This is a genomic window from Mycobacterium sp. 852002-51057_SCH5723018, assembly GCF_001667035.1.
In the GTDB taxonomy this organism is placed as follows: Bacteria; Actinomycetota; Actinomycetes; order Mycobacteriales; family Mycobacteriaceae; genus Mycobacterium.
Genome location: NZ_LZIR01000035.1, coordinates 21,670 through 48,642, shown reverse-complemented (window position 1 = coordinate 48,642; position 26,973 = coordinate 21,670). Strand labels below are relative to the sequence as shown.

The 26,973-nt window shown below is 69.1% G+C and carries 23 protein-coding genes; 11 read left to right on the top strand and 12 right to left on the bottom strand.

Annotation, left to right across the window (positions count from 1 at the left end):
• Positions 1-15: 15 nt before the first annotated feature.
• The 3 genes from pruA to A5764_RS27320 all read left to right on the top strand — a co-directional run bounded on the left by pruA (position 16) and on the right by A5764_RS27320 (position 2,934).
• A complete protein-coding gene (pruA, locus tag A5764_RS08815; RefSeq protein ID WP_067111746.1) occupies positions 16-1,647 on the top strand; it encodes an L-glutamate gamma-semialdehyde dehydrogenase in 1,632 nt (543 codons plus the stop codon).
• Entirely contained in the window at positions 1,647-2,606 is a 960-nt protein-coding gene (locus A5764_RS08810) for a proline dehydrogenase family protein (RefSeq protein ID WP_067111741.1), read from the top strand. The genes pruA and A5764_RS08810 overlap by 1 nt, the downstream gene beginning before the upstream one ends.
• A gap of 109 nt (positions 2,607-2,715) precedes the next feature.
• Positions 2,716-2,934 (top strand): hypothetical protein, encoded by a 219-nt coding sequence (locus tag A5764_RS27320; protein WP_082951587.1) that lies wholly within the window; start codon positions 2,716-2,718, stop codon positions 2,932-2,934.
• A 6-nt stretch (positions 2,935-2,940) separates the two neighbouring features.
• Here the strand turns inward: A5764_RS27320 and A5764_RS08805 are convergent, their stop codons facing one another.
• From A5764_RS08805 to A5764_RS08765, 9 genes are read right to left on the bottom strand one after another with little or no spacing between them, the layout of a single operon-like run.
• Entirely contained in the window at positions 2,941-3,555 is a 615-nt protein-coding gene (locus A5764_RS08805; protein WP_067111835.1) for a TetR/AcrR family transcriptional regulator, read from the bottom strand.
• A complete protein-coding gene (locus tag A5764_RS08800; protein WP_067111738.1) occupies positions 3,555-4,625 on the bottom strand; it encodes a zinc-binding dehydrogenase in 1,071 nt (356 codons plus the stop codon). Before A5764_RS08800 ends, A5764_RS08805 begins: the two co-directional genes overlap by 1 nt.
• A gap of 12 nt (positions 4,626-4,637) precedes the next feature.
• Entirely contained in the window at positions 4,638-5,807 is a 1,170-nt protein-coding gene (locus A5764_RS08795; RefSeq protein WP_067111736.1) for a lipid-transfer protein, read from the bottom strand.
• A complete protein-coding gene (locus tag A5764_RS08790) occupies positions 5,804-6,280 on the bottom strand; it encodes a MaoC family dehydratase (RefSeq protein WP_067111734.1) in 477 nt (158 codons plus the stop codon). The genes A5764_RS08795 and A5764_RS08790 overlap by 4 nt, the downstream gene beginning before the upstream one ends.
• A gap of 12 nt (positions 6,281-6,292) precedes the next feature.
• Positions 6,293-7,396: an acyl-CoA dehydrogenase family protein gene (locus A5764_RS08785; RefSeq protein ID WP_067111732.1), complete on the bottom strand. Its 1,104-nt coding sequence runs from the start codon at positions 7,394-7,396 to the stop codon at positions 6,293-6,295.
• A gap of 8 nt (positions 7,397-7,404) precedes the next feature.
• On the bottom strand, positions 7,405-7,803 hold the full coding sequence (locus A5764_RS08780) for a Zn-ribbon domain-containing OB-fold protein (RefSeq protein ID WP_067111729.1): 399 nt from the start codon (positions 7,801-7,803) through the stop codon (positions 7,405-7,407).
• Positions 7,803-8,351: a MaoC family dehydratase N-terminal domain-containing protein gene (locus A5764_RS08775; protein WP_067111727.1), complete on the bottom strand. Its 549-nt coding sequence runs from the start codon at positions 8,349-8,351 to the stop codon at positions 7,803-7,805. Before A5764_RS08775 ends, A5764_RS08780 begins: the two co-directional genes overlap by 1 nt.
• Complete coding sequence (locus A5764_RS08770) at positions 8,352-9,551, bottom strand: acyl-CoA dehydrogenase family protein (RefSeq protein ID WP_067111724.1); 1,200 nt, start codon at positions 9,549-9,551, stop codon at positions 8,352-8,354.
• A 3-nt stretch (positions 9,552-9,554) separates the two neighbouring features.
• Positions 9,555-10,769 (bottom strand): cytochrome P450, encoded by a 1,215-nt coding sequence (locus A5764_RS08765; protein ID WP_067111721.1) that lies wholly within the window; start codon positions 10,767-10,769, stop codon positions 9,555-9,557.
• A gap of 168 nt (positions 10,770-10,937) precedes the next feature.
• Here A5764_RS08765 and A5764_RS08760 point away from each other — a divergent pair, with 168 nt between their 5' ends.
• From A5764_RS08760 to A5764_RS08740, 5 genes are all read left to right on the top strand, one after another.
• A complete protein-coding gene (locus A5764_RS08760; RefSeq protein WP_067111832.1) occupies positions 10,938-12,407 on the top strand; it encodes an aldehyde dehydrogenase family protein in 1,470 nt (489 codons plus the stop codon).
• The gene (locus A5764_RS08755) at positions 12,404-14,668 is read left to right on the top strand and encodes a CaiB/BaiF CoA-transferase family protein (RefSeq protein WP_067111718.1); all 2,265 of its coding nucleotides are present in this window, start codon (positions 12,404-12,406) and stop codon (positions 14,666-14,668) included. Before A5764_RS08760 ends, A5764_RS08755 begins: the two co-directional genes overlap by 4 nt.
• A gap of 47 nt (positions 14,669-14,715) precedes the next feature.
• Positions 14,716-15,624: an alpha/beta fold hydrolase gene (locus A5764_RS08750; protein ID WP_067111715.1), complete on the top strand. Its 909-nt coding sequence runs from the start codon at positions 14,716-14,718 to the stop codon at positions 15,622-15,624.
• Positions 15,625-15,646: 22 nt separating this feature from the next.
• Positions 15,647-17,068, top strand: coding sequence for an acyl-CoA synthetase (locus tag A5764_RS08745; RefSeq protein ID WP_067111712.1), 1,422 nt, complete (start codon positions 15,647-15,649; stop codon positions 17,066-17,068).
• Between the two features lie 262 nt (positions 17,069-17,330).
• Positions 17,331-18,614 carry an MFS transporter gene (locus A5764_RS08740; RefSeq protein ID WP_067111709.1) on the top strand — a complete coding sequence of 428 codons (1,284 nt, stop codon included), beginning with the start codon at positions 17,331-17,333 and terminating at the stop codon, positions 18,612-18,614.
• A gap of 1 nt (position 18,615) precedes the next feature.
• On the opposite strand, the gene dapD is transcribed toward A5764_RS08740, so the two are convergent.
• A complete protein-coding gene (gene dapD, locus A5764_RS08735; RefSeq protein ID WP_067111706.1) occupies positions 18,616-19,560 on the bottom strand; it encodes a 2,3,4,5-tetrahydropyridine-2,6-dicarboxylate N-succinyltransferase in 945 nt (314 codons plus the stop codon).
• Positions 19,561-19,655: 95 nt separating this feature from the next.
• Between dapD and dapE the strand changes: the two genes are divergently transcribed.
• Complete coding sequence (dapE, locus tag A5764_RS08730) at positions 19,656-20,729, top strand: succinyl-diaminopimelate desuccinylase (RefSeq protein WP_067111703.1); 1,074 nt, start codon at positions 19,656-19,658, stop codon at positions 20,727-20,729.
• A 7-nt stretch (positions 20,730-20,736) separates the two neighbouring features.
• Here the strand turns inward: dapE and A5764_RS08725 are convergent, their stop codons facing one another.
• Together A5764_RS08725 and A5764_RS08720 are read right to left on the bottom strand one after the other, a co-directional pair.
• Positions 20,737-22,212, bottom strand: coding sequence for a cellulase family glycosylhydrolase (locus A5764_RS08725; protein ID WP_067111700.1), 1,476 nt, complete (start codon positions 22,210-22,212; stop codon positions 20,737-20,739).
• Positions 22,213-22,324: 112 nt separating this feature from the next.
• On the bottom strand, positions 22,325-24,454 hold the full coding sequence (locus A5764_RS08720) for an AAA family ATPase (protein WP_067111697.1): 2,130 nt from the start codon (positions 24,452-24,454) through the stop codon (positions 22,325-22,327).
• Positions 24,455-24,515: 61 nt separating this feature from the next.
• Here A5764_RS08720 and A5764_RS08715 point away from each other — a divergent pair, with 61 nt between their 5' ends.
• Positions 24,516-25,067, top strand: coding sequence for a TIGR00730 family Rossman fold protein (locus A5764_RS08715; RefSeq protein ID WP_067111694.1), 552 nt, complete (start codon positions 24,516-24,518; stop codon positions 25,065-25,067).
• Positions 25,068-25,120: 53 nt separating this feature from the next.
• On the top strand, positions 25,121-26,905 hold the full coding sequence (gene fadD6, locus A5764_RS08710) for a long-chain-acyl-CoA synthetase FadD6 (protein ID WP_067111692.1): 1,785 nt from the start codon (positions 25,121-25,123) through the stop codon (positions 26,903-26,905).
• Positions 26,906-26,973 lie beyond the last annotated feature (68 nt).

The following is a 26,973-nucleotide window of genomic DNA, read 5'->3' as shown; positions in this document are numbered from 1 at the left end:
GGGGATCCTGGCCCCATGGACGCGATCACCCAGGTGCCGATGCCGGCCAACGAGCCGGTCCACGACTACGCCCCCCGCTCCCCGGAACGCACCCGTCTTCTCCACGAACTGGCCGCGCTGGCCGACCACCCCATCGACCTCCCGCACGTCATCGGCGGCGAGCACCGGATGGGCGACGGCGAGCGCATCGACGTCGTTCAGCCGCACCGGCACGCCGCCACGCTGGGCACCCTGACCAACGCCGGGCGCGCCGACGCGACGGCGGCGATCGAGGCCGCGATGACCGCGAAGAACGACTGGGCCGCCATGCCTTTCGACGAGCGCGCCGCGGTGTTCCTGCGGGCCGCCGACCTGCTGGCCGGGCCATGGCGGGAGAAGATCGCGGCGGCCACGATGCTGGGCCAATCGAAATCCGCCTACCAGGCCGAGATCGACTCGCCCTGCGAGCAGGTCGACTTCTGGCGGTTCAACGTGGCGTTCGCCCGCCAGATCCTGGCGCAGCAGCCGATCAGCGGAGCCGGCGAGTGGAACCGCAGCGACTACCGCCCGCTGGACGGCTTCGTCTATGCGATCACGCCGTTCAACTTCACCTCGATCGCCGGCAACCTGCCCACCGCACCGGCGTTGATGGGCAACACCGTGGTCTGGAAGCCGTCGATCACCCAGACCCTGTCGGCGTATCTGACCATGCAACTGCTCGAGGCCGCCGGGCTGCCGCCCGGCGTCATCAACCTGGTCACCGGCGACGGCTTCGCCGTTTCGGATGTGGCACTGGCCGATCCGCGCCTGGCCGGCATCCACTTCACCGGTTCGACGGCCACCTTCGAACACCTGTGGCAACAGGTGGGCGCCAATATCGGCCGCTACCGGAGCTACCCGCGGCTGGTCGGCGAGACCGGCGGCAAGGACTTCGTGCTGGCACACCCCTCGGCGCGCCCGGATGTGTTGTGCACGGCGTTGATTCGTGGGGCCTTCGACTATCAGGGCCAGAAGTGCTCGGCGGCGTCGCGGGCATTCATCGCGCACTCGGTGTGGCAGCGCATGGGTGATGACTTCCTGGGCGCGGCGGCCGCGCTGCGTTACGGCGATGTCACCGACCTGACCAACTACGGCGGCGCGCTGATCGACCGGCGCGCGTTCGACAAGAACGTCAACGCCATCGAGCGGGCCAAAGGCACACCGGGAGTCACCATCGCGGCCGGCGGCGAATATGACGACGGCGTGGGGTATTTCGTGCGGCCGACGGTGCTGCTGTCCGACGACCCCACCGACGAGGCGTTCGCGACCGAATACTTCGGGCCGCTGCTGTCGGTGCATGTCTACCCCGACGCCCAGTACGAGCGGGTCCTCGACGTCATCGACAGCGGGTCTCGCTACGCGCTGACCGGCGCCGTCATCGCCGACGATCGCCAGGCCGTGCTGACCGCGCAGGACCGGCTGCGGTTCGCCGCCGGCAACTTCTACGTCAACGACAAGCCGACCGGCGCGGTGGTCGGGCGCCAACCGTTCGGCGGTTCGCGTGGCTCGGGCACCAACGACAAGGCGGGATCGGTGCTGAACCTGTTGCGCTGGACGTCGGCGCGCACCATCAAGGAGACGTTCGTCCCGGCGACCCGGCACACCTATCCCCACATGGAGTTGGACTGATGGCCGGCGTCTTCGCGCACACCGTTCGCCCGGCGATCATGGCGGCCGGCCGGTGGGACGGATTGCGTCGAACCGCCGAACGGATGCCGCTCACCCGCAGGGTGGTGGCCCGTTTCGTGCCCGGCGAGACCATCGGGCGCGCCCTGGACACCGTTGCCGCGCTTCGTGACTCGGGCCGTTATGTCAGCGTTGACTACCTCGGCGAGGATGTCGGCAATGCCGACGACGCCGACGCGGCCGTGCGGGTCTACTTGGATGTGATCGACAGGTTGGGCCGGTACGGGGAAGGCGGCGACGGCGTACGGCCGCTGGAGGTGTCGATGAAGCTGTCCGCGCTGGGCCAAGCGCTGGAGCGCGACGGCGAGAAGATCGCCCGGGAGAACGCCTTCACGATCTGCGGCGCGGCGCGCCGGGCCGGGGTGTGGGTGACGGTGGACGCCGAAGACCACACCACCACCGATTCCACGCTGTCGATCGTGCGCGATCTGCGCTGCGACTTCCCTTGGCTGGGAACGGTTTTGCAGGCCTACCTGCGGCGCACGCTGGGCGACTGTGAGGATTTCGCCGCCGCCGGCGCGCGGATCCGGCTGTGCAAGGGGGCCTACGACGAACCGGCTTCGGTGGCCTACCGGGGCCGCGTCGAGGTCACCGATTCCTACCTCCGGTGTCTGCGTGTGCTGATGGCGGGGTCCGGTTATCCCATGGTGGCCACGCATGACCCCGCCGTGATCGAAGCGGTGCCGACGCTGGCGCGCGAATCGGGACGTGACGCAGGCGATTTCGAATACCAGATGCTTTATGGCATCCGCGACGGAGAGCAGCGGCGGCTGGCCGACCTCGGCGATCAGGTCCGGGTCTACGTCCCGTTCGGCACCCAGTGGTACGGATACTTCATGCGGCGGCTGGCCGAGCGGCCGGCCAACCTGGCGTTCTTTCTGCGGGCACTGACGCAACGCTGAGTGTGCGCTTACGGACTCGAGCGTGAACTCACGGTGAAGAAATCGCGCGAACGCCGCCCTGGCTGCGCACTCAACGCCCACCACGCATACTCGAATGTAGATTCGCAACGTGCGCATCAAGCAGCTGTTGGCCGGATCCGCTCTCGCCGGTGCGGTGGGTTTGGGCGGACTCGGTATCGGCGTCGGCGTGGCACATGCCGACCCGCCACCAGCGCCACCACCGCCTGGTCAACCCTGGAGTCCGCCGCCGACACCGTCGGAGCCGCCCGCCCCCCAGCCGTGGTATCCGGCCCCGGAGTTCCCGATACCCGTGCCAGGCGCCGGCTAGCGGCGCTCAGGCCCGCCGCGGCCGCGGGCGATCGCCGGCGAATCCGCGCACCACGTGCGCGCGCACGAATTCGGCTGCCACTTCGGGGTCGTCCATGTCCAGCGTCGAGGACGGGGTGCTGAACAGCGAGAAGAGTATGCGCGCGAACCATTCCCCGGCGGCTTCTATGTCGAGGTCCTTGCGGACCTCGCCAGTCAGCCGGGCGGCGGACAGATAGGGCGCGAAGAACTCGACGCACTCGCGCAGCAACACGGCCGCGTCCTTGGTCAGCAGCAGGCTGATCGCGTCTTCGTCGAAGTACTTCTCCGAGGCGATGAACCGGCGTGCCTGGGTCACGAACACCGCCGCGCGGCTCAGCTTGTCTTCGAGCGAGCTGCCCTGGTCCATCGCCTTGGACATATCGCGATAGAACCGCTCGGAGGCGTGCTCGGCGCACGCTTCGACGATGGCGGCCTTGTCGCTGAAGTACTCGTAGACGGTGCTGCGTGAAACGCCGGCAGTCCTGGCGATGTCGACGATCGTCGCCTTCTGGAGTCCCTGCCTTCGGAAACAGACATACGCGGACTCCACGATCAGTTCGCGAGTGTCGGTCGCCTGGGTCCACGCGGAGGCTTCACTCATCACGGAACCAGGGCCCCCCGGGGCACCAGCCCGGCATCGGCGGAAGCGAACGCGGCGTTGACGTCGGCTAGGTGGAACGGCTTGGGCATCAGCCGGCCGAACGGAAAATCGGTGTGGTGCAAGAAGGTCAAGCCGATGGCGAGCGTGACCGGAGCGTAAAGCATGACGCCGCGCACCGACTTGTTGCCGTAGACCAGTGAGCTCGGGTCGAGCTCAAAGGTGCGCCCCATCCCGATGTTGCCCACCTCCAGCAGCGTGCCGCCATTGTTGAGAAAGCCGACCCCGTCGGGAATGACTCCCGGTACCCCGACGACCTCGAGCACCCAGTCGGCCCCGACGCCGTCGGTGTGTTCACGGACCTGCTCGGTCACCTCGTAGATTGAGATCGCGCTCGCGTCGATGCAATGTGTCGCACCGAAATCCGATGCGACATCGAGCCGTCCGGCGATCTTGTCGATCGCGATGACCGCCGCCGCGCCCGCGGAGCGCGCCACGGCTGCGGCGTTGATGCCGAGCCCGCCTGCGCCCTGGATGACGATGGTGTCGCCCAGCCGCACGTCGCGCAGCGCGAACAATACCTGGGCGAGCGCACAATTGAGCGGCGCGACGGCTTCGTCGGCGAGGTCCTCGGGCACCTTGTACAACGGCTGCCGCCTGCTGGTGTAGTAGTACTCGCCGTGCGCGGCGACGAAATGGGGGGCTTGATCGTGGGTGCGGTATTCGCCGGCCATCAGGTTCTGGCAGGCGTGGGACCGGCCCCTCGCGCATGCGCGACACCGTCCGCAGGTCCAGAAGTATGGCGTGACCACGCGGTCGCCGATCGCCAGCGGCTTGCCGGTCGCGTCGGTGGTCAGCCCTTCGCCGAGTTCGGCTATCTCGCCGACCATTTCGTGACCCATGGCGAAAGGGCAAGGAAGGGGTAACTCGCCGCGGAAGATATGCAGGTCGGATCCGCAGATCCCGGCCATCCGCAGTTTGAGGGCCGCCGTTCCCGGAACCGGTGTGGTGAGGGGGAATTCGGCCAGCTCGAGCGGACCCCCTGCGGCGGTGAGCAGCGCGAGCTTGGGCATGGTGTTCCTCCCTCAGTCGGCCGGCGAGAGGATCAGGCCGCTCGTCGGCACGCCGGTTCCCGACGTCACCAGGACGTGCTCGACGTTGTCGACCTGGTTGTACGACGTGCCGCGCACCTGCCGCACGCCCTCGGTGATGCCGTTCATGCCGTGGATGTATGCCTCGCCGAGCAGGCCGCCGTTGGTGTTGATCGGCAGCTCCCCGCCGAGCGACAGCCGCTCGATGGTGGCGAAGTCGTTGGCTTCGCCGCGCCCGCAGAAGCCGAGCTCCTCGAGCTGCGTGAAGACGAACGGCGTGAAATGGTCGTAGATGAAAGCGGTTTGGATGTCTTGCGGCTTGAGTCCCGAATCGCGCCAGAGCCGTTCGGCGACCACCCCCATTTCGGGCAGCCCCGTGATGTCCTCGCGGTAGTAGCTGGTCATCATCTCACCGTTCGCGGCGGCGCCCTGCGCGGCCGCGGCGATGACGGCCGGTGGCTGGCGCAGGTCGCGAGCGCGTTCGGCGCTGGTCACCACCAGCGCGACGCCCCCGTCGCTCTCCTGACAGCAATCCAGCAGCCGCAGCACGGGTTCGACGATCCACCGGGAGTTCTGATGATCCTCAAGGGTGATCGGTCGCTGGTAGAACCAGGCGTCGGGATTGCGCGCCGCGTGCGCGCGGTCGACGACGGCGATGCGGCCGAAGTCCTCGTTGGTCACCCCGTAGGTCGACATGTATCGCTGGGCGTGCAAAGCGACCCACGCCGCGGGAGTGAGCAATCCGAACGGCGCGTAATGCGCCATGAACAGCGGAGTCTCGGCGCTGGTGCGGCCGCTGCCCCCGAAGCGCATGCCGGACCGCTCGTTGAACGCGCGGTAGCACACCACGACGTCGGCGACGCCGGTCGCGACCGCCATCGCCGCATGAACCACGGTGCCCGCCGCCGCTCCGCCGCCGTGATGTACGCGGCTGAAAAAGCTCAGGTCCCCGATTCCCACGTTCCGGGCGATGTCAATCTCGTCGCTGGAGTCCATGGTGAAGGTGACCATCCCGTCGACGTCACCGGGCAGCAGGCCCGCGTCGTCGAGCGCGGCGCTGACTGCCTCGCAAGCCAATTGGAGCTCGCTGCGCCCCGACTCCTTGGAGAACTCGGTCTGACCGATCCCGGCGATGGCGCAGCTGCCGGGCAGCGAACTACTCATGCTTCGTCCCTTTTGAACGACCCGTCGAGCAGGCTGAGCACCGCGGTGCCCGAGACGTGATCGCCAAGGCTGTTGGAGCCCTTGAACGTCACTTCGATGAAGTTCTCAGCCGCCGGATGCCCTGCTGGGCTCCTAGTTTTGCCGGTCACGCCGCCGGTGAAGCGCAGTGGGTCGTCGGGGAAGCACGGCACGCCGAGGCGAATCGACAGGTTTTTCACCATCGCCTCGGGTCCTGCCCAATCGGTGAGGAAGCGCACGCAATACCCGTTGGTGGTCAAGATGTTCATGAACAAGTTGGGCGAACCCTGCTTGTTGGCGTAGTCGCGGTCGTGGTGCACCGGCATGAAGTCGCGCGACGCGATGGCCCCGGCGACGATCATCGTCGTGGTGACCGGGATTTCGAGCGGGGCAACCTCGTCGCCGATGTTGATGTCGGTCCACTTCAGGGTGGTGCGGCTTTTTGCGGTCGTCATCGGTTTCCTTCCTTAATAGGTGCTGCCGATACCGGCCAGCTGCGCCGAGGCGGGACCGAGGGTCAGCTCGATGTGTTTGGCCCACAGGAAGTAGCGGTGCAGCGGATAGGTGACGTCTATCCCGATGCCGCCGTGGACCTGTTGGGTGGTGGCGGCGACGCGGGCACCGGCCTCGGCGGCCCAGAACTTCGCGATGCGGGCGGCGCGGTCGGCCGGCCGGCCCTGGGCGACGAGCCAGGCCGCGTGCCAGGTGGTCCACCGGATCGCCTCGACGTCGATGAAGGCGTCGGCCATCCGCTGCTGCACCGCCTGGAAGCTGCCGATCGGGCGCCCGAACTGCTCACGCCCGCTGGTGTAGCCGGCCGCGATCCGCAACGCCCGCTCGGACACGCCGAGTTGGACCGCGCACAGCCCGACGAGCGCGCGCGCATAGAGCGAAGCGATCAGCTCCTCGCCGTCGCCGGGCAGTCGGTCCTCAGCGGAAACGATTGCGCCGTCCAGGAATACGTCGGCATGCGGTTCGCGGTGGGTGGTGGCGACCGGTCGGATCTCGACGCCGCGGGCGTCCGTCGCCAGCAGGAACACACCGACGTCGCCGTCACCGGTACGAGCCGGAACCAGGATGGTGTCCGCGATCTGGGCGGCCGGCACCAGCTCTTTGGCACCGTCCAGCCGCCAATTGGGGCCGTCGCGCCGAGCGGTGGTGGCGGGAGTCGTCGGATCCGAGCGGCCTGGCTCTTGCAGGCCCGCGCTCAGGATGCGGGTTCCCGAGACGACGTCGGGCAGGAAACGTCGCTGCTGCTCCGGAGTCCCATGCCGGGCGATCGGGTCGGCGCCCAGCACCAGCGTCGCGTAGGCCGGCACCGGGGCGACGCTCCAGCCCACCTCGGCCAGCAGCACCCCGAGCTCCACGAAGCCGCCGCCGTTACCGCCGAGCGATTCCGGCAACGCGGTGCCCAACAGGTCAACGCTCGCGAGCTCCTTCCAGAGCGCGGCGTCGTGGCGGGTCTCACCGGCCTCCAGTTCGGTCAACCGCTCGGGCGTGGCCCGGCGCTCGAAGATTTCCCGGGCGAGTTTCGCGATCGTCTCTTGCTCTTCGGTGAACGTGAAATCCATTGCCTCACCTATCCGCGAGGCCGGAACTGGTGCAGCACAAGGTCGTTATCGAAACTCTGGTAGTACACCTCGACCGGCATTCCGACCGTGACGTCCGCGGGGTCGATGCCACACAGGTTGGAAACCAGCCGCACCCCCTCTTCTAGCTGCACCAGCGCGACGATGTACGGATACTCGAAGAAGGGGAATTTGGGTTCGTGCGGCATCACGTAGCTGTACACGCTGCCGCGGCCCGACGATTCGATCGCCTCCCACTCCAAGGAACGGCATTCGGGACACATGGGGCGGGGCGGGTGGCGAAGGGCCCCGCATCCGCTGCAGCGCTGGATCAGCAGCCTCTGCTCGCGCAGGCCGTTCCAGAAGAAGTCGGTGTCCGGGCTGATCGCCGGTGCCAGGCGGGGTGCCATCAGCTTTGCGGCCTGAATCGCAACACGCGGAATCGTTGTCGCCCCAGCACCTCGCCGTTCTGGTCGGTGTAGGTCGTCAACCAGGTCAGAAAGAAGCCGGTCCCCAGCGCCGTCTTCTTCTCGTCGGAGACCGATTCGTATACCGCCGTCGCGCTGATGACATCGCCCAGCCGGGGATAGCGCTCGATCTCGAACTCCGAGTTGGTCGCCACCGTGCTGGTGTACCCGGCTTCGTCGAGGAACGCCGTCGGATTTGTCGTGATCTCGACGGGGGCCCCGCCCCGGTCCCCGATGCCCTCCAGCTTCGGCGACGGCATCGTCCAGGTTTGCAGCATGACCGGCGGCGACACGATGCCGCCGAACCGCGACGACGCGGCGAACTCCGGATCGAGGTAGCTGGGGTTCATGTCGTCGAGCGCGTGGGCCCAGTGCCGGATCATCGGTTGGTTGACCGGATCCGGTGCCACCGAGGGCTTTCCGGTCCCGCCGGTCGGCTGGCCGACGAGCGCACGCAGCTTGACGTGCACGTCGGATTCTTGATCGGTCACTTAGCCTGATCCTCCTGTCGTCTGGGCTCGAAGGTCGCGGGGTGCCCTCGGCATCCCCAACCCGGCCATGGCGATGATGTCACGCTGAATCTCGTTGGCGCCGCCGCCGAACGTGTTGATGACGGCGAGCCGGTACGCGGATTCCAGGGCCCCGCGCAGCGGCGCGTCGGAGCCGGAGCGTGACCCGTTGTGGGCGAGCACTTCCAGCAGCTGGCGGGCGACCTGCTGGGTCAGCTCGGTGCCGAAGACCTTGGCCGCCGACGCCTCGCCCATGCTGAGCTCGCCTTTGGTCATGGCCGCGTTGACCCGCATGTTGACGAGTTTGTAGGCGGCGACCTGCGCTTCGACCCTCGCCAAAGCAAGCCGCACCCAGGGCTTGTCGATGACGTGGCCGCCGTCGAGCTCCGTGGTGGTGGCCCAGTGCAGGGTCTTCTCGAACAGTGGCTCGAGCGCTCCCAGGTTGCCAAGGGCCGCGCGCTCGAAGTTCAACTGCGTGGTGATCAGTTGCCACCCTTGGTTTTCGCCGGCCACGATGGCACTCGCCGGGACGCGGACGTTGTCATAGAACGTGTAGAAAGTAGAGATGCCCGGCATGGTGTGCAGCGGCCGCCAGGAGAATCCCTGCGACGAGGTGGGCACGATGAAGATCGAAATGCCCTTGTGCTTCTTGACATTCGGGTCCGTGCGAGCCGCCAACCAGATGTAATCGGCGTACGCGGCGCCGCTGGTGAACATCTTCTGGCCATTGATCACGTACGAGTCGCCATCGCGCACCGCGGTGGTGCGCAGCGATGCCAGGTCGCTGCCCGCCTCGGGCTCGGAGTATCCGATCGCGAACTCCACGCTGCCGTCGAGAATCGCCGGCAGAAACATCTGCTTCTGCTCGTCGGTGCCGCACTGCATGAGGGTCGGTCCGACGGTGTTGAGCGTCACCAGCGGGATCGGCGCGCTGACCCGCTGCGCCTCCTCGGAGAAGATGAACTGCTCGATCGCCGAGAATCCGTGCCCGCCATACTCTTTGGGCCAGCCCACGCCGAGCAGGTTGGCGGCGCCCAGGGCGCGGGCGCATTCGCGGACCGCCGGGCCGCCCTCGATGGCTTCGCTCACCGCGGCGCTGCGCTGCGGCGTCATCACCTTTTCCAGCGCGGCGCGGATCTCGGCGCGCAGCCGCTGTTGCTCGGGCGTGTAGTCGAGGTACATCGCTCAGCCGGCCGTCCCCAGCCGGACCGGCATCCGCTTCACCCCGGGCACCATCGTGGCCCGCATCCGGTCCACCTCGCCCACCAATTCCAGCCTGGGGAAGCGCCGCAGCAGCTCGTCGAACATCACCGAGGCCTCCAGACGCGCCAATTGCGCACCGACGCAGGAATGTTCGCCGCACCCGAACGCGATGTGCGGATTCGGGTGGCGGGTCACGTTGAACTCCTCGGAGTCCGCGCCGAAGATGTCCTCGTCGCGGTTGGCGGACCCGTAGAGCATCACCACCGTGTCGCCTTCGGCGATCAGCTGACCGCGTATCTCGACGTCGGCGGTGGCGGTGCGCGCCATGTGCACCACCGGGCTGTTCCAGCGCAACATCTCTTCGACGGCGCCCGGGATCAGCGACCGGTCCTCGACCAGCAGGCGACGCTGGACGGGGTGGGCGATCAGGGCCAATGTGCCCAGCGCGATCAGGTTACGGGTGGTTTCATTGCCGGCGACCAACAACAGGAAAGCGAAGTTGAGCAGGTCCTCGTCGGTGAGCCGAACCCCGTCGATCTCCGCGCCGGCCAGAACCGACAGCAGGTCGTCGCGCGGGTCGCCGCGCCTGGCCGCGATCAGCTTCCGGAAGTACTCGAACAGTTGGCCCATGGCCACCATGGGGTCGAGTTCGATCTCCGGGTCGGCGGTCCCGGTGGCCGCGTCCGACCAGGCCCGGAATTGCTCCCAATCGTCGGGCGGGGCCCCGATGAGCTCGGCGATCATCCGGGTGGGCAGCGGTGCGGCGATCTCTTCGGCGAACTCGTGGACGGAATCGGGTTCTATGCCGTCGAGGATGCCGCGCACGATCTCGCGAATCTTCGGCTCCAGCACGGCAACTCGCCGCCGGGTGAACCCGGAGTTGATCAGCTTGCGCATCTGCCGGTGCCGCGGCGGGTCGGTGAAGATGAGGCCGCCGGGCTGTACCGGGCTCGGCATCTCCGGGTCGGGAATGGTGACGCCCTGGGTCGACGAGAACATCGCCGGGTTGCTCGACACGTACCGGATGTCTTCGTACTTCAGCAGTGCCCAGAACTTGGTGACGTCGTTCCAGCACACCGGCGAGGTGGCGCGCAGCTCGCGGTAGGCCGGGTACGGATCGCCCGCGTAGAAGTCGGGGGAGTGCAGGGGAAAAGTGGTCTGCACGGCAGGCCTCCCTCGACAGGCGATCCGACACATGGGACCAATATGTCTTGCGACGTTGTGTCTACTCTGGCATGACCACACCTGTCAATACGTCGACAACGCGGTGTAATAGCCCGGAATTCGCCGAATTGGTGATTGACGCCAGCGGGCCTGGGGTGAACACTGGCTCTCTAGATGACCGACGTTCGGGTGAGGACGCACATGGCCGAGCTACAACCCCCGCGACCCCTGGTCGACACCTATGGGCTCTACATCGACGGCAGATGGGTCGAACCGGAGGACGGCCGTTTCGACGACATCGACCCCGCCACCGAAAAGGCCATCGCCAGCGCGCCCGACGCGAGCGTCGGCCAGGTCGGCGAGGCGATCGCCGCCGCGCGCCGGGCCTTCGACAGCGGGCCGTGGGCGACCACGAGCCCCGAGGAGCGGGCCGGTTGCCTCAACCAACTCGGCGAGGCCCTGCTCAAGCACGCCGACGAGTTCTTTGCGCTGTCGCAGGTGGAGTGGGGCTGTGTTTCGAACGAGCGGATGATGCAAATCGACGGGGCCGGGTACATGTCCATGCATGCGGCCCAGCTCGCCACGAAGTTGACCGACGAGCCGGTCACCGGAATCGGCGCCGGGACGACGTTGCTGCGGCGAGAGCCGCTCGGCGTCGTATCGATCCTGACGCCGTGGAACTTCCCGCACTGCCTCAATGTGATGAAGGTGAACAACGCTCTGGCCGCGGGAAATACCGTCGTGCTCAAGCCGTCGCCGCTGACGCCGCTCGCCGGGCTCGCGCTCGCGCGCGTCATCGACGAGGAGACCGACATCCCGCCGGGTGTCGTCAACGTCGTCACCCCGTCGGGTCTGGAGGCCGCCAAGCTGCTCACCACCGACCCGCGCCTCGACATGATCAGCTTCACCGGCAGCTCGGCCGTGGGCTGTGAGGTCATGAGGGCCGCGGGCGACGCCATGAAGCGGCTGTTGTTGGAGTGCGGCGGGAAGTCGGCCAGCATCGTCCTCGACGACACGCAAGTGACCGACGAAATGCTGCGCCAGATGCTGTTCGACTGCTGCTCACTGCACGCCGGGCAGGCCTGCATCCTGCACAGCCGGCTGCTCCTTCCCGAGGCGCTGCACGACGACGTCGTCGATCGGCTCGTCGCGCTCGCCCGTGACATCAAGGTCGGTGACCCCAAGGATCCCGAGGCGCAGATGGGCCCGCTGATCAGCGCGGCGCAGCGAGACCGCGTCCAGGCGCACGTCGACGGGGCGGTCAACGACGGGGCGAAGCTGGCGACCGGAGGCGGCCCCCCGGCGGGCCTCGACGCCGGCTTCTACTTCGAACCGACGATCCTCACCGACGTCGAACCGGATTCCACGATCGCTCAGGAGGAAGTGTTCGGGCCCGTGTTGTCGGTGCTCCGCTACCGCGACGACGACGAGGCGGTCGCGATCGCCAACAACTCGCGGTACGGGTTGTCCGGGGCCGTATGGGGCGCCGACGTGGACCGGGCCGTCGGCGTTGCTCGGCGCATCCGCACCGGCCAGGTCGCGGTCAACGGCGTGGGTCCCGGCGACGCGCCGTTCGGCGGCTTCAAGTTGAGCGGGTTCGGCCGTGAGAGCGGCGGAGTGACCGGCCTGCACCAGTACATGGAGGTGAAGGCCATCGGGGTCCCCGCATGACGGGACCCCTCGCCGGGATCCACGTCGTCGAGCTGGCCAACGAGATTTCAGGCCCTTACGCCGCAAAGCTTTTCGCCGATCTCGGTGCCGAGGTCACCAAGATCGAGCCCCCCGCCGGAGACCCGCTGCGCCATTGGGGTCCGTTTCCCGGAGGGGTTCCCGACCCGCAACGCTGCGGCTTGTTCGGGTACCTCAACGCCGGAAAACGCCGGGTCACACTGGATTTGGGCCGGCCCGACGACATGGCGGCCGCCCGTGAGCTTCTCGCGCAGGCCCATGTACTCGTCGAGGATTTCGCGCCCGGAACGCTCGAGGGTTGGGGACTGGACGCCGACACCCTGGGTCGGCTCAACCCAAACCTGGTGCTGCTCCGCATTTCTCATTTCGGCCAGACCGGACCGTGGCGCGATCGCACCGCTACGCCGCTGACCTTGCAGGCGGCGTCGGGGTGGATCAGTGCCAGGGATCCGCAACGCCCGCCGGTTCAGGTCGGCGCCCGCATCTCCGAGTACGTCGCGGGCGCCTACGGCGCGCTGGGTGCGATGACCGCGCTGCGGGTGCCGCCCGTCGGCCGCGTCACAGAGGTCGACGTCTCCCAGCTGGAGGCGCTGCTGTCGACGTTGCCGTACCCGATGCTGATGGCGCGGCGGATGCAACACCTTGGCCTGCCCGCGAACCTGCGGTCGGCCCCGATGCTGGGTGTCGTCCGCGCCGCCGACGGGTGGGTCGGCATCAACTGCCTGACGGGTCAGCACTGGCTGGACGTGTGCGCGATGCTCGGCCTGCCCGAGTACGGCGAGCATCAGATCGCGATCATGATGGGTGGGCCGGAACGCGACGAGTTTTTCTCGAAGGCGGAGCCCCTGCTGGCACGGCAGACCGTTGCCGAGATCGTGGAACTGGGCCAGGCGCTGCGCATTCCAGCCGCCCCGGTCAACGACGGCGCCACCGTGCTGGACTGTCCGCAGTACGCCAAGCGCGGTTTCTTCGTCGAGGGCGGGGGATTTCAACGTCCCGGCGCGCCGTTTCGGTTGGGCGCGAGCGTAACGCCACGGCGGAATTCCGCCCCGAAAATCGCCGTGGCGTTACGTTCGCGGCCCGAACCCTTTGCGGGACTAAAGGTGCTCGACCTGACCACGTTTTGGGCCGGGGCGTATCTGACCTGCTACCTGGGCGCGTTCGGCGCCGACATCATCAAGGTGGAGTCCATCCAGCGGCCCGACGGGCACCGCTACTCGGGGGCGTTCGCCTACGAGGGCGACGACTGGTACGAGCGCAGCGCCATCTGGCAGGGCACCAACCTCAACAAGCGCGACCTGACGCTTGACCTGACCTCGCGGCGCGGCCTCGAGCTTGCGCGGCGGCTGGCCGCCGACGCCGACGTCGTCGTGGAGAACTTCTCCCCGCGGGTGGTGGAGCAGTTCGGCCTGGACTACGACTCGCTGGTGGTGCTGAAGCCCGACGTTATTGTCGTGCGGATGCCCGGCTTCGGGCTGCAGGGCCCCTGGCGCGACTACGTCGGCTGGGCGCTGAACATCGAGCAGACCTCCGGCATGTCAGCGGTCACCGGGTACGCCGATGGCCCGCCGTGCAACCCGCAGGGTCCCGCCGACCCGATCGTCGGCGTGCACGCCGGGGTCGCGCTGCTGGCCGCGCTCGAGCACCGAAGCCGCACGGGGGAGGGGCAGCTGGTCGAGGTCGCCCAGATCGAAGTCGCGGCGTGCGTGACCGCCGAACCGGTGATCGAGTACTCGATGAACGGCGTCGTGAAAGCGCGGGAAGGCAACCGCCGGCGCGGCTATCTGCAGGGCGTGTACCCGACCGCCGAGGACGGGGTGTGGGTGGCGGTGTCGTTGGTAGACAACGGGTCACCGCCGATCGACCACGACGTGTTCGACCAGCTGGTCGCCGCGTGGACCCGCCCCCAACCGCCGGCCGCGATCGTCGCGACCCTGCGCGCGCAGGGCATCGCGGCCGAACGAGTCATCACCGGCGACCGGATGTACGACACGGACCTGATCGGAGCCCAACTCGACGCGCGCGCCTATTACGAGGAGTTCGAGCATCCGATCACCGGATCCCACCGTTATCCCGGCTGGCCCTTCCGCATCACCCCCGGGCCGGCTCGTCATCACCGCACCCCGCCCCCAACGCTGGGACAGCACAACGAGGAGATCCTGCGCGGGCTCGGCCTCTCGGAGCAGGAGCTGGCCACCCTGCGCAGCGAACGGATCATCGGTGAGCGGGTGCTCAACGCGTAGCCCCGTGCGGCTTTCGTCAACTGCTCGTAACATGCAAAGCTGCTGGCATGGCCCTCGCGATTGCTCGCCCCAAGCTCGAAGGAAACGTCGCGGTCGGTCGGGACCGCCAAATCGGCTTCGCCGAATTCGGCGACCCCCAGGGTCGCGCGGTGTTCTGGCTCCACGGAACGCCCGGCGCCCGACGTCAGATCCCGACCGAGGCCCGGGTCTACGCCGAACAGCAGAACATCCGGCTGATCGGCCTGGACCGGCCCGGTATCGGCTCGTCGACGCCCCACCGGTACGAGAACATCCAGGCGTTCGCCGACGACTTGCGCACCATGGCGGACACGCTGGGCATCGACAAGATGGCGGTCATCGGCCTGTCGGGCGGCGGTCCGTACGCGCTCGCGTCCGCCGCGGTCCTGCCCGATCGGGTGGTGGCGGCCGGCGTGCTCGGTGGGGTCGCGCCGTTCCTCGGCGAGGAAGGGATCACCAGCGGTTTGATGAACCTGGGCAAGCGGGCGGCGCCGCTGCTGCGGCTGGGAGGCGACCCGCTGCGGATCGGCGCGAGCCTGCTGATCCGGATGATCCGTCCGGTCGCGACGTCCGCGCTCGAGCTTTACGCCCTGGTGTCACCCGAGGCCGACCGGCGCCTGCTCACCCGGCCCGAGTTCAAGGCCATGTTCCTCGACGACCTGCTCAACGGCAGCCGTAAGCAACTGGCGGCCCCCTTCAACGACATCATCCTGTTCACCCGCGACTGGGGCTTCCGGCTGGACGAGGTCAAGGTCCCGGTCCGCTGGTGGCACGGCGACAGCGACCACATCGTTCCGTTCGCCCACGGTGAGCACGTCGTGTCCTTGCTGCCCGATGCCGAGCTGTTCGTGCTGCCGGGCGAAAGTCATCTCGCCGGGCTGGGCCGCGGCGAGGAGATCCTGTGCACCCTGATGAAGATCTGGGACGAGCAAGAATAACTGCGCCGGGTAACCTGCATTCGTGCTGCTGGCATCCCTAAACCCCGCTGCCGTTACCACCACCGACATCGCCGACGCGGTCAGGATCGACGGCGCCACGCTGAGCCGCAGCGACCTGGTCGGTGCCGCGACGTCGGTGGCCGAGCGCGTCGCTGGCGCGCGCCTGGTCGCGGTGCTGGCCAAGCCCACCGCGTCGACCGTGCTGGCGATCACCGGCTGCCTGATCGCCGGGGTGCCATTCGTCCCGGTGCCCTCGGATGTCGGCGTGGCCGAGCGCCGGCACATGCTGACCGACTCCGGGGTGGAGGCCTGGCTGGGGCCGGAGCCGGACGAGTCAGAAGGGTTGCCGCACATACCAGTTCGGTTGCACGCCCGATCCTGGCACCGTTACCCCGAACCCTCGCCCGATGCCACCGCGATGGTCATCTACACCTCGGGCACCACCGGGCTGCCCAAGGGTGTGCTGCTGAGCCGTCGGGCGATCGCCGCCGACCTGGATGCGCTGGCCGAGGCGTGGCAGTGGACGGCCGACGACGTCCTGGTGCACGGCTTGCCGCTGTTTCACGTGCATGGTCTGGTGCTGGGCCTGCTCGGGTCGCTGCGCATCGGGAATCGCTTCGTGCACACCGGAAGACCGACACCGGCCGGCTACGCCCAGGCCCGCGAGGAGGCCGGCGGCACGCTGTTTTTCGGGGTACCGACGGTGTGGTCGCGGGTGGCGGCCGACGAGTCGGCGGCCGGGGCGCTGAGGCCGGCACGACTGCTGGTGTCGGGGAGCGCCCCGCTGCCGGTGCCGGTGTTCGACGGCCTGGCCCGGCTCACGGGACACCAGCCCATCGAACGCTACGGCGCCTCGGAATCGCTGATCACCATCTCCACCCGGGCCGACGGAGAGCGTCGTGCGGGATGGGTGGGTCTGCCGGTCGCCGGCGTGGAGACCAGGCTGCTCGACGACAACGACAAACCCGTCCCGCGCGACGGGGAAACCGTTGGGCGGCTTCATGTTCGCGGGCCCATGATGTTCGACGGCTACCTGAATCGGCCCGAGGCCACCGCCGAGGTTTTCGACGCCGACGGCTGGTACCACACCGGGGATGTCGCCGTCGTCGACGACGGCGGCATGCACCGCATCGTCGGACGCGAGTCGGTGGACCTGATCAAGTCCGGCGGATTCCGCGTCGGCGCCGGCGAAATCGAGACGTCGTTGCTCGGGCATCCCGGCGTGCAGGAGGCCGCCGTCGTCGGGCTGCCCGACGAGGACCTGGGGCAGCGCATCGTCGCGTTCGTCGTCGGCTCCTCGGAGCTGCAGCCCGACGAGCTGATCAACTATGTGGCCCAGGAGCTTTCGATCCACAAGCGCCCCCGCGAGGTGCGCGTGGTCGACGCGCTGCCGCGCAACGCCATGGGCAAGGTGCTCAAGAAGCAGCTGCTCTCCGAGGGCTGACCCGCCGCGATGAGCCACCGCGAGCGTGCGCAGTTGTACGCGATTTACGGCGTGTCGCCGTCCCAACACGCACGGTCGCGGCCGGAAGACTTACGCGACATCCAGGAACTTGCCAGGGTCGCTAGCGGGCGAGACCGCGGAGCTTCACCTACCGTCGTACAGGTGAGTAGACGCAACCGAGCACTGGGCGGCCTTCATGGGTGAGTTCGGTCGCCCGGGCGGCGGCGCCGCGGCGGTTGTAGCCCGCCCCGCGTCCACACCGATGCGGCGGGTGGCCGCCGCCTGCCTCGTCGGCTCCGCCATCGAGTATTACGACTTCCTCATCTACGGCACCGCCGCGGCGCTGGTGTTTCCGACGGTGTTCTTCCCGCACCTGAGCCCCACGGTGGCGATGATCGCGTCGATGGGCACGTTCGCGACGGCGTTCCTGTCCCGGCCGCTGGGCGCGGCCGTGTTCGGTTACTTCGGGGACCGGCTGGGCCGCAAGAAGACCCTGATCGCCACGCTGCTGATCATGGCCGTGTCCACGGTGACCGTGGGCCTGGTGCCCAGCACGGCCACCATCGGCGTGGCCGCGCCGCTGATCCTGATGGCGCTGCGGCTCCTGCAGGGGTTCGCCGTCGGCGGGGAGTGGGCGGGGTCGGCGTTGCTGAGCGCCGAATACGCGCCGGCAGGCAAGCGCGGCCGCTACGGCATGTTCACCCTGCTCGGCGGCGGGACCGCGGCGGTGCTGTCCAGCCTGACCTTCCTGGGCGTCAACTTCAGCATCGGTGAGAACAGCCCCGCGTTCATGCAGTGGGGATGGCGCCTGCCGTTCCTGATCAGCGCGGCACTGATCGGCATCGCCCTCTACGTGCGGCTCAACATCGACGAGACCCCGGTGTTCGTCGAGGAGAAGGCCCGCAACCTGGTGCCCAGGGCGCCGCTGGCCGAGTTGCTGCGGCTGCAGCGCCGCGAGATCGTCCTGGCCGCGGGGAGCATCCTGGGCGCGCTGGGCTTCGCGTACATGGGAAACACCTACCTGACCATGTACGCCCATTCGCACCTCGGGTATTCGCGCACCTTCATCTGGTCGGTCGGCGTGCTGGCGGGGCTGGTGAGCATCGCATCGGTGTCCCTGTCGGCCACGCTGTGTGACCGCGTCGGGCGCCGCCGCCTGATGCTGGTCGGGTGGTCGGGCTGCCTGCCGTGGGCGTTCGTGGTGATGCCCCTGATAGACACCGGCAACCCCGTGCTGTACGTGGTCGCCATCGCCGGCATGTGTGCGATCGCCGGGATCGGCTCCGGTCCTACGGGAGCGTTCATTCCGGAACTGTTCGCCACCCGCTACCGCTACAGCGGCTCGGCGCTGGTGATCAACCTGGCCGGCGTCGTGGGTGGCGCCGTGCCGCCCCTGATATCCGGGACGCTGCTGGCCACCTACGGCAGCTGGGCGATCGGCCTCATGCTGGGCACCCTCGCGGCGACGAGCCTGGTGTGCACCTATCTGCTGCCGGAAACCAACGGCACGACCCTCGGATCGGGGCTGGAGGACGCGCCCCGATAGCTCAGTTGGCGTGCAGGTCCTCGTTGAGCGCGATGCCCTGGCCGTCGCGGGCCACCACCTCGACCGCGCCGGTCACCGAGTTGCGCCGGAACAGCAGGTTGTTGGCGCCGGAGAGCTCGCGGGCCTTGACCGTTTCGCCGTCGGGCGTGGTGACCTTGGTGCCGGCGGTGACATAGAGCCCGGCCTCGACGACGCAGTCGTCGCCCAGTGAGATGCCCAGCCCCGCGTTGGCGCCGAGCAGGCAGCGCTTGCCGATCGAGATGACGTCCGTGCCACCGCCGGACAGCGTGCCCATGATGGATGCGCCGCCGCCGATATCCGAGCCGTCGCCCACCACCACGCCGGCCGAGATGCGGCCTTCGACCATCGATGCGCCCAGGGTGCCGGCGTTGTAGTTGACGAAGCCCTCGTGCATCACCGTGGTGCCCGGCGCCAGGTGGGCGCCCAGCCGGACCCGGTCGGCGTCGGCGATGCGGACCCCGGGCGGCAGGACGTAGTCGACCATCCGCGGGAACTTGTCGACCCCGTAGACGGTCACCGGCCCGTGGCGGCGCAGCCGCGCCCGGACCGCCTCGAAGCCCGCGACCGCGCAGGGCCCGCGGTTAGTCCACACGACGTTGGTCAATACCCCGAACAAGCCGCCGGCGTTCAGCCCGTGCGGCGCCACCATCCGATGCGACAGCAGATGCAGCCGCAGGTAGGCGTCGTAGGCGTCGGCGGCCACGTCGTCGAGCGAGCCGATGACCGTGCACACGGCGATGGTCTCGGTGCCGCGGTCGTCGTCGCGGCCGACCAGCCCGACCAGCTCCGGGGGCACGTCGGACAGCGCGAGTCGCGATGTGGCGCTGGTGGCCGATTCGGTCAGTTCCGGTGCGGGGAACCACGTGTCGAGGATCGACCCGTCGTTGGCCAGCGTCGCCAGGCCGATGCCTGCAGCTCCAGTCACGGCGGAAAGGTTACTTTCTCTGGCCGAGCAGACACAAAAGCCCCCGACACGCCGGTGAAAATGGAGCTTTTGCGTCTGCTGGGCAGAATGGAACGGTGCTGGACTTGCGCGGGGACCCGATCGAGCTGACCGCGGCGCTGGTCGACATCCCCAGCGAATCGAGGGACGAGGCGCGCCTTGCCGACGAGGTGGAGGCGGCGCTGCGCGCCCAGACTCCCGCGGCTTTGGGATACGAGATCATCCGCAACGGCAACGCGGTGCTGGCCCGCACCCGGCGGCAGCGGCCGTCGCGGGTGCTGTTCGCCGGGCACCTCGACACCGTCCCGGTGGCGGGAAACCTGCCCAGTCACCGCGAGAACGGCGACCTCTATGGCTGCGGCACCGCAGACATGAAATCCGGTGACGCGGTCTTCCTGCACCTGGCGGCCACCGTGGCCGAGCCGGCGCACGACCTGACGCTGGTGTTCTACGACTGCGAGGAAATCGACGCCGCGGCAAACGGTTTGGGGCGCATTCAGCGCGAGCTGCCGGACTGGCTGGCCGCCGATGTGGCCATCCTGGGTGAGCCCACCGCCGGCTACATCGAGGCCGGCTGCCAGGGCACGCTGCGGGTGTTGATCAGCGCCACCGGAACCCGCGCCCACTCGGCGCGATCCTGGTTGGGCGACAACGCAATTCACAAGCTGGGCGCCGTCTTGGACCGACTGGCCTCCTACAGCGCGCGCATCGTCGACATCGACGGGTGCGTCTACCGCGAGGGCCTGTCGGCGGTGCGCATCGACGGCGGGGTGGCCGGCAACGTGATTCCCGACGCGGCGTCGGTGACGGTCAACTTCCGCTTTGCACCCGACCGGTCGGTGGCCGGGGCACTGCAACACGTGCACGACGTCCTCGACGGCCTCGACGTGCAGATCGAGCAGACCGACGCCGCGGCGGGCGCGCTGCCCGGCCTCTCACAACCGGCGGCCAAGGCGCTGGTCGAGGCCGCCGGGGGGCGGGTCCGGGCGAAGTACGGCTGGACCGATGTGGCGCGGTTCGCCGCGCTGGGCATACCGGCGGTCAATTTCGGGCCGGGCGACCCGAACGTGACGCACCGCCGCGACGAACGGGTGCCGGTCGCCAACATCACCGCCGCGGTGGAGATGCTGCGCCGCTATCTGAGCCGCTAGCGGTGCCTCACGGCGTCACGACGACGTCGACCGTGGCCGCGCCGGCGTCCGCCACGACCGTCAGCACGGGGGCGTTCGGCGCCGAAACCGCCTGTCCGCCTGTGACGCTCACGTGATACCCGTTCGGATACTCGACCGGGGGCACCGAGATGAACGTCTGCGCTCCGGGGGCGAAGCGGCCGGCGCGGTCGGCCCGCTCGGTCGAGTAGCCCAGCCGGAAGACGCCCGACCGAAACGACCAGTCCCTCGGCGTGCCGGCGATCACCTGGGGGTACGGGGCGGCGAGCACCCCGAGCTTGGCCGCGTTGACGTTGGCGCCGGTCGGTGGCTGGCTGGGGTCGAAAACCAGCGCCTGGTCGTTCGGCGACGAGCTCGTCTTGTCGTTGCCGGTGTACGCCCACTCCAGCCAGCCCATCCGGTGGCGGTCAGTGTGGCGCATCACCTCTGCGAGGTTGTTCAGGTCGTTGGTGGCGCCGAACTCCGTCAACAGCGGCGGGACGTGATTGAAGTCCGCGTAGAGGCTCGCGTTGGTGATCGTGAGCCCGTCCTCGAAGCGGCAGGTGATGTTTTTGTGCAGCACCGCTTCGATGGCGCAGTAGTCGTGGAAGGAGAAGCCGGTGCTCGGGTCGACGATGTGGCCGAGGTCGGTGTGGATTCCCTCGTCGAACAAGGTGTTCGGCTCGAAGAACACCAGCGTGGTCGGGTCGGCGGCGCGGATCGCCGGCACGACCTTGCGGTAGAACTCGGTCAGCTTGTGGTCCTGCAGCGGGCAGCCCAGGACCGGGTTGAAGCAGCCCTCCCAGATGAAGCCGGGCCACGGCTCGTTGAGCACCTCGTAGCCGAACACGCCCGGGTTGCCGCGAAAGGCGGACGCGACGTGCGCCCAGGCGCGCGTGTAGTGGTCCTGCAGCCCGATGCCGTCCGGCGCCGGCGCGTCACGCCAAAAGGCGTGCCAGGCATGCTCCTCGGCGGGGTTGGCGAAATAGTTGCCGGGGAAGCCGAGTTGCGGGTTGGGCAGCCCGGCCGATTGCACCGCCCACGCCGGTGCGCCCTCGCCCTGGAACGCCTCGTTGTAGAGGTCTTGATGGAAGTCGAGCAGGCTGACGATGCCGTGTGCGGCCAGCGTCGCCACCGTCTGCGCGATCGAGGCGAGGTAGTTGTCGTCGTAGGTGAGCGGCTGCGGCTCCACGGCCGCCCAGATGACGCCCAGTCGCATCGCGTTGAAACCGCTGGCCTGCAGGAAAGCAGCGTCGTCGTCGCCGAACCCGTCGGCGGACGGCTCGTAGGGCGGCACCTTGTACACCTGGTTGAGACCGTGCAGCACCACGACGCGGCCGTCGGTGTCGGTCATCCACCGGCCGACGTGGCCCAGCGGCAGCGTCGGCCCGGTGGGCGCGGCCGGCGCGGCCGGCGGGGCCACGACCGAGGATGCGTCCGTCGTCAGCGCGGCAATCAGCAGGCCGGCAGCGAGCAGGCCGGCCACACGAGCAGGGCGGATACGCATGGTCCTGCAAACAGTGAGGCGTAATAATCACCGCGGTAACACGACGGCGTCACAGTTCGCACACAATGCGGCGCGCCGTTTGCGTTGGGGGCTACCGGGTTTCGTGCCGCCGCGCCTGTTCGGCGGCATTCGCGGCCGCCGCGTGCATCCCCGCCGCGGCCAGGTCATCGGACACCGCGCGCAGCGCCGCGCTGTCGCCGGCCGCCAGGGCCCGCGCATGGGCAAGGGCGATTCTGCCCACGGCGCAGTCGATTTCGCCCAACCGGGTCAGCGGATCCACCGCGCGGACATCCCCGAGGCGGACGGCCTCGTGCCAGGCGCGCAGCGCCACGGCCGGCTGCCCGCCGCGCTCGGCCATCCGGGCGGCGTCGCGGGCGGCGGCCACGGCGCCGTGCGGGTCGCGCATCACCGCCAGCCGCCATGCCCGCGCCACACCGAGCTCCGGGGCGAACAGCGCCGACTTGGTCCCGTGCCGAGACTCGGCTCTGCTCAACGCTTTCGCCGTCGCGGCGGTGTCGCCCTGCTGGGCCAGCGCGGTGGCCAACAGCGTCAGCGACAGCGGCCCCCACGAGTAGCCGGTACGATCCAACGTGGCGGCCGCCGGTGCGAGTAGCGCTGCGGCGCGGGCGAATTCGCCTTCGGCGAGCAGCACGTGCGCCAGCAGCACCTCGCCGATCGCGCGGCCCGGCTGCTGCAGCTCGGCGAAGTCGGTGAACTGCTCGGCGAGTTGCCGCGCCTCCTCGAGCCGGCCGGCCATCAAAAGCGAGGTGGTCTGGCCCAGCCCGATGGTGAAGCGCAGCAGCCCGGGATGCTCGGCGCCAAGGGCGCGCTGCGCCAGCGGCTCGACGTCGTCGAAACGGCCCTGCCGCGCCGCACACAGTGCGGCGGCGCTGGCCGCCCACGCCACCGCCTGATCGTCGGCAGACGGGGACGCCAGCACCTCGCCGGTGACCTTGACGGCATGCCCGACGTTGCCCGCGTTCATCGCGAAGGTGGCGCTCAGCGCGTCCAGGGTGGTGCGCGGGCCCTCGTCGGCAACCCGGTTGCGGATGGTGCGCAGGAACGCCGTGGCCCGCTCCGGCTCGCTGAGCATCCAGAACTGGTTGGCGGCCCGCAGCAGCGTCCAGTCCATGAGTGCGGGCTCGGCCAGCGCGGTGGGGTCGACGGCGGCCAGCACCGCGTCGGCCTCCCGGCCCCGGCCCCGCCAGGCCAGGGCGTGTGCGAGCGCCAGCCGCGCCGCCAGGCCGCCGGACCGCTCCAGCGCCGACCTCGCCAGTCGCTCGCCTAGCGCGAGGTCGCCCAGCCGCAGCGCCTGCTGCGCGGCGGCGACGACCTCGGCGGCCCGCTGGGGCGCGTCGCTGTCCAGCGCCAGCGAGGTCAGCCGCAGCTGGTCGCTGAGGTGGTCGGTGGGATGCTGCGAGAGCAGCTTGACCACCTCGGTCCGCCGCCGCCGCGCGTCGTCGGCGCCGAGCGCGGCCAGCGCCCGCTCGGCGAACAGCGGGTGCGCCGTGTAGACCACCGGGTCGTCAGAACGCCCGCCGCGGACCCGGGTTTCGGCGGCGCCCCAGTCCGCGGCCTCCGTCACCGCGCCGTCCCCGGCGAGGATGGTCAAATCGGCGAGCGACAGCGGCTCCTGGACGGACAGATAGTCCAGCACCGACCGCGCCGCGGCGGGTAGCTCGGCGATGAAGGCGTCAACCTGGCCCGCGGTGGTCACCCCGCCGGGTGCCTCGACGTCGATGCGCTCGAGCAGGTCGTCGGTCCACAGCGCCGCGATGGCCTCGGGTGCGGCCCCGAAGTCGGGGGCGCGGGCGGTGACGATCATCCGGGCCGTGCCGGCCAGGGCCAGCTGGTACACCAGCGTGGCCGACAGGACGTCCAGGTCGTGGGCGTCGTCGACGACGAGCAGCAGATCGTCCCCGCCCAGGGAGGCCCGGGCCGCGCGCAACAGCGCGGCCGGCTTACCGACCTCCGCGATGTGTACAAGGTGGCTGAAGGCGCCGAACGGCACGACGCGCTCGGTCGGAGTGCCGGTTACCCAGCGGGTGAGCGCGTGGCCGTGCTTTTCGGCCGCCAATCGGGCCAGCGTGGATTTGCCGCAGCCGTCGGGTCCGAGCACGACCGCCCCGCCCGGCGATGATCCGGCCCGCCCGGCGCCCAGCGCCGCATCCAGCCGCTGGGAGGCCGCCGCGTGCTCGGGGACGTTCCATCGAATCGGCACCGCCCGGATTTTATTGCGCGCGGTGTGAGGTCCGCATCGGGCGTGGTCTACCTTTCGTTGTATGGGCGCCGAACGCGAATTGGCAGTGTGCGTGTACTGCGCGTCCGGCCCGGAGCATCCCGAATTACTCGAGCTCGCTGCGGAACTCGGCGAGGCGATCGCCGAGCGCGGCTGGACCCTGGTGTGGGGCGGCGGCCGGGTGTCGGCGATGGGTGCGGTGGCGACCGCGGCGCGCGCCCGCGGTGGCCGCACCGTCGGCGTCATCCCGCAGCACCTGATGCGCGACGAACTCGCCGACGTCGAAGCCGACGAGCTGATCGTCACCGACACCATGCACGAGCGGAAACAGGTGATGGAAGCCCGCTCCGATGCGTTTGTAGTCCTCCCCGGCGGCGTCGGCACCCTCGACGAGCTGTTCGACGCCTGGACGACGGGCTACCTCGGCGTGCACGGCAAACCCATCGTGTTGCTGGATCCCTTCGGGCATTACGAAGGCCTGTGGCTCTGGCTGAACGGATTGCTCGACAGCGGCTACATCGCGCAGGCTGCGATGGACCGGTTGGTGCTGGTGGATAAGGTGGGTGCCGCAATCGAGGTGTGCGCACCCGCCTGACGACCGCGGGCCTCAGGTCAGCCGAGTGTGCCGAAGGGAATCGAGGGGATCACGTGTCCGATCACGACGGGGGAGCCCGCACGGCGGTCAGGCTGACCGATATCGCATCTCGGGTGCCGGGCGTCCTGGCCGACACGCCGGTGATCGTGCGTGGGGCGCTGACCGGGCTGCTGGCCCAGCCGGGCTCGCACAAATCGATCGGCAAGGTGTTCCAGGAGCGGGCCGCCCGCTACGGCGACCGGATCTTTCTGAGGTTCGGCGACCGGCAACTGACCTACCGCGACGCCAACGCGGCCGCCAACCGGTACGCCGCGGTGCTGGCCGCGCGCGGCGTCGGCCGCGGCGACGTCGTCGCGATCATGCTGCGCAACTCGCCCAACGCGGTGCTTGCGATGCTGGCCGCGGTCAAGTGCGGGGCGGTCGCCGGCATGCTCAACTATCACCAGCGCGGCGAGGTGCTGGCGCACAGCCTCGGCCTGCTGGACGCCAAGGTGCTGGTCGCGGAGACCGACCTGGTCAGCGCCGTCGCCGAGTGCGGCGGCTCGGGCAGCGCCGAGACGGTGACCGTCGAAGACCTGGAGCGATTCGCCGAGAGCGCGCCGGCCGCCAACCCGGCGTCGGTGTCGGCCGTGCAGGCCCGAGACACCGCCTTCTACATCTTCACCTCGGGCACAACGGGATTCCCCAAGGCCAGCGTCATGACCCATCTGCGCTGGCTCAAGGCGCTCGCCGCGTTCGGGGGAATCGGGCTGCGGCTCAAGAGCTCCGACACGCTGTATTGCTGCCTGCCGCTGTACCACAACAACGCGCTGACGGTGGCGTTGTCGTCGGTGATCAACTCCGGGGCGACGCTGGCGCTGGGCAAGTCGTTTTCGGCGTCGAAGTTCTGGGACGAGGTGATCGCCAACGACGCAACGGCGTTCATCTACATCGGCGAGATCTGCCGGTACCTGCTCAACCAGCCGCCCAAGCCGACGGACCGCGCGCACAAGGTGCGGGTGATCGCCGGCAACGGGCTGCGTCCCGAGATATGGGACGAGTTCACCAAGCGATTCGGCATCGCGCGCGTCTGCGAGTTCTACGCGTCCAGCGAGGGCAACACCGCGTTCATCAACGTCTTCAACGTGCCCCGCAGCACCGGCGTCTTCCCGATGCCGCTGGCCTACGTGGAATACGACCCCGACACCGGCGCACCGCTGCGTGACGAGAACGGGCGGGTGCGCCGGGTGCCCGCCGGCCAGCCCGGGCTGCTGCTGAGCCCGGTCAACCGGCTGCAGCCGTTCGACGGCTACACCGACCAGGACTCGACCGAAAAGAAGTTGGTGCGCAACGCTTTTCGTGAGGGCGACTGCTGGTTCAACTCGGGCGACGTGATGAGCCCGCAGGGCATGGGGCACGCGGCGTTCGTCGACCGGCTCGGCGACACCTTCCGGTGGAAGGGCGAAAACGTCGCCACCACTCAGGTCGAGGCGGCGCTGGCCTCCGACGACTCCGTCGAGGAATGCACGGTCTTCGGCGTGGAGATTCCGCGCACCGGCGGGCGGGCCGGGATGGCCGCGGTCCAGCTGCGCGACGGCGCCGAATTCGACGGCAAGTCCCTGGCCCGCGCGGTGTACGACGAGCTGCCGCCCTACGCGCTGCCGTTGTTCGTGCGGCTGGTGAAGACGCTGGAGTACACCACCACGTTCAAGAGCCGCAAGGTGGAGCTGCGCGAGCAGGGCTACGGTTCCGACGTCAAGGATCCGCTGTATGTGCTGGCCGGCCGCGATGAGGGCTATGTGCCGTACTACGACGCATACCCCGACGAGGTGGCGGCGGGTAAGCGACCGCAAGGCTGACGGGCTTGCGCTGACCGCGCCGAATGTGCGGCTTGCCGCAGGTGCGGCGTTCAGGGTGCGGCTGGCCG

What these genes read in the sequence shown, in the direction of transcription:
- A5764_RS08715 (WP_067111694.1), top strand. Translation starts at nt 24,516, where the DNA reads ATGGGCGCCGAACGCGAATTGGCAGTGTGCGTGTACTGCGCGTCCGGC.
- A5764_RS08760 (WP_067111832.1), top strand. Translation starts at nt 10,938, where the DNA reads ATGGCCGAGCTACAACCCCCGCGACCCCTGGTCGACACCTATGGGCTC.
- A5764_RS08785 (WP_067111732.1), bottom strand. Translation starts at nt 7,396, where the DNA reads ATGGATTTCACGTTCACCGAAGAGCAAGAGACGATCGCGAAACTCGCC.
- A5764_RS08810 (WP_067111741.1), top strand. Translation starts at nt 1,647, where the DNA reads ATGGCCGGCGTCTTCGCGCACACCGTTCGCCCGGCGATCATGGCGGCC.
- A5764_RS08765 (WP_067111721.1), bottom strand. Translation starts at nt 10,769, where the DNA reads ATGTGTCGGATCGCCTGTCGAGGGAGGCCTGCCGTGCAGACCACTTTT.
- pruA (WP_067111746.1), top strand. Translation starts at nt 16, where the DNA reads ATGGACGCGATCACCCAGGTGCCGATGCCGGCCAACGAGCCGGTCCAC.
- A5764_RS08750 (WP_067111715.1), top strand. Translation starts at nt 14,716, where the DNA reads ATGGCCCTCGCGATTGCTCGCCCCAAGCTCGAAGGAAACGTCGCGGTC.
- A5764_RS08795 (WP_067111736.1), bottom strand. Translation starts at nt 5,807, where the DNA reads ATGAGTAGTTCGCTGCCCGGCAGCTGCGCCATCGCCGGGATCGGTCAG.
- A5764_RS08805 (WP_067111835.1), bottom strand. Translation starts at nt 3,555, where the DNA reads ATGAGTGAAGCCTCCGCGTGGACCCAGGCGACCGACACTCGCGAACTG.
- A5764_RS08790 (WP_067111734.1), bottom strand. Translation starts at nt 6,280, where the DNA reads ATGACGACCGCAAAAAGCCGCACCACCCTGAAGTGGACCGACATCAAC.
- A5764_RS08800 (WP_067111738.1), bottom strand. Translation starts at nt 4,625, where the DNA reads ATGCCCAAGCTCGCGCTGCTCACCGCCGCAGGGGGTCCGCTCGAGCTG.
- A5764_RS08770 (WP_067111724.1), bottom strand. Translation starts at nt 9,551, where the DNA reads ATGTACCTCGACTACACGCCCGAGCAACAGCGGCTGCGCGCCGAGATC.
- A5764_RS08780 (WP_067111729.1), bottom strand. Translation starts at nt 7,803, where the DNA reads ATGGCACCCCGCCTGGCACCGGCGATCAGCCCGGACACCGACTTCTTC.
- A5764_RS08755 (WP_067111718.1), top strand. Translation starts at nt 12,404, where the DNA reads ATGACGGGACCCCTCGCCGGGATCCACGTCGTCGAGCTGGCCAACGAG.
- A5764_RS08740 (WP_067111709.1), top strand. Translation starts at nt 17,331, where the DNA reads ATGCGGCGGGTGGCCGCCGCCTGCCTCGTCGGCTCCGCCATCGAGTAT.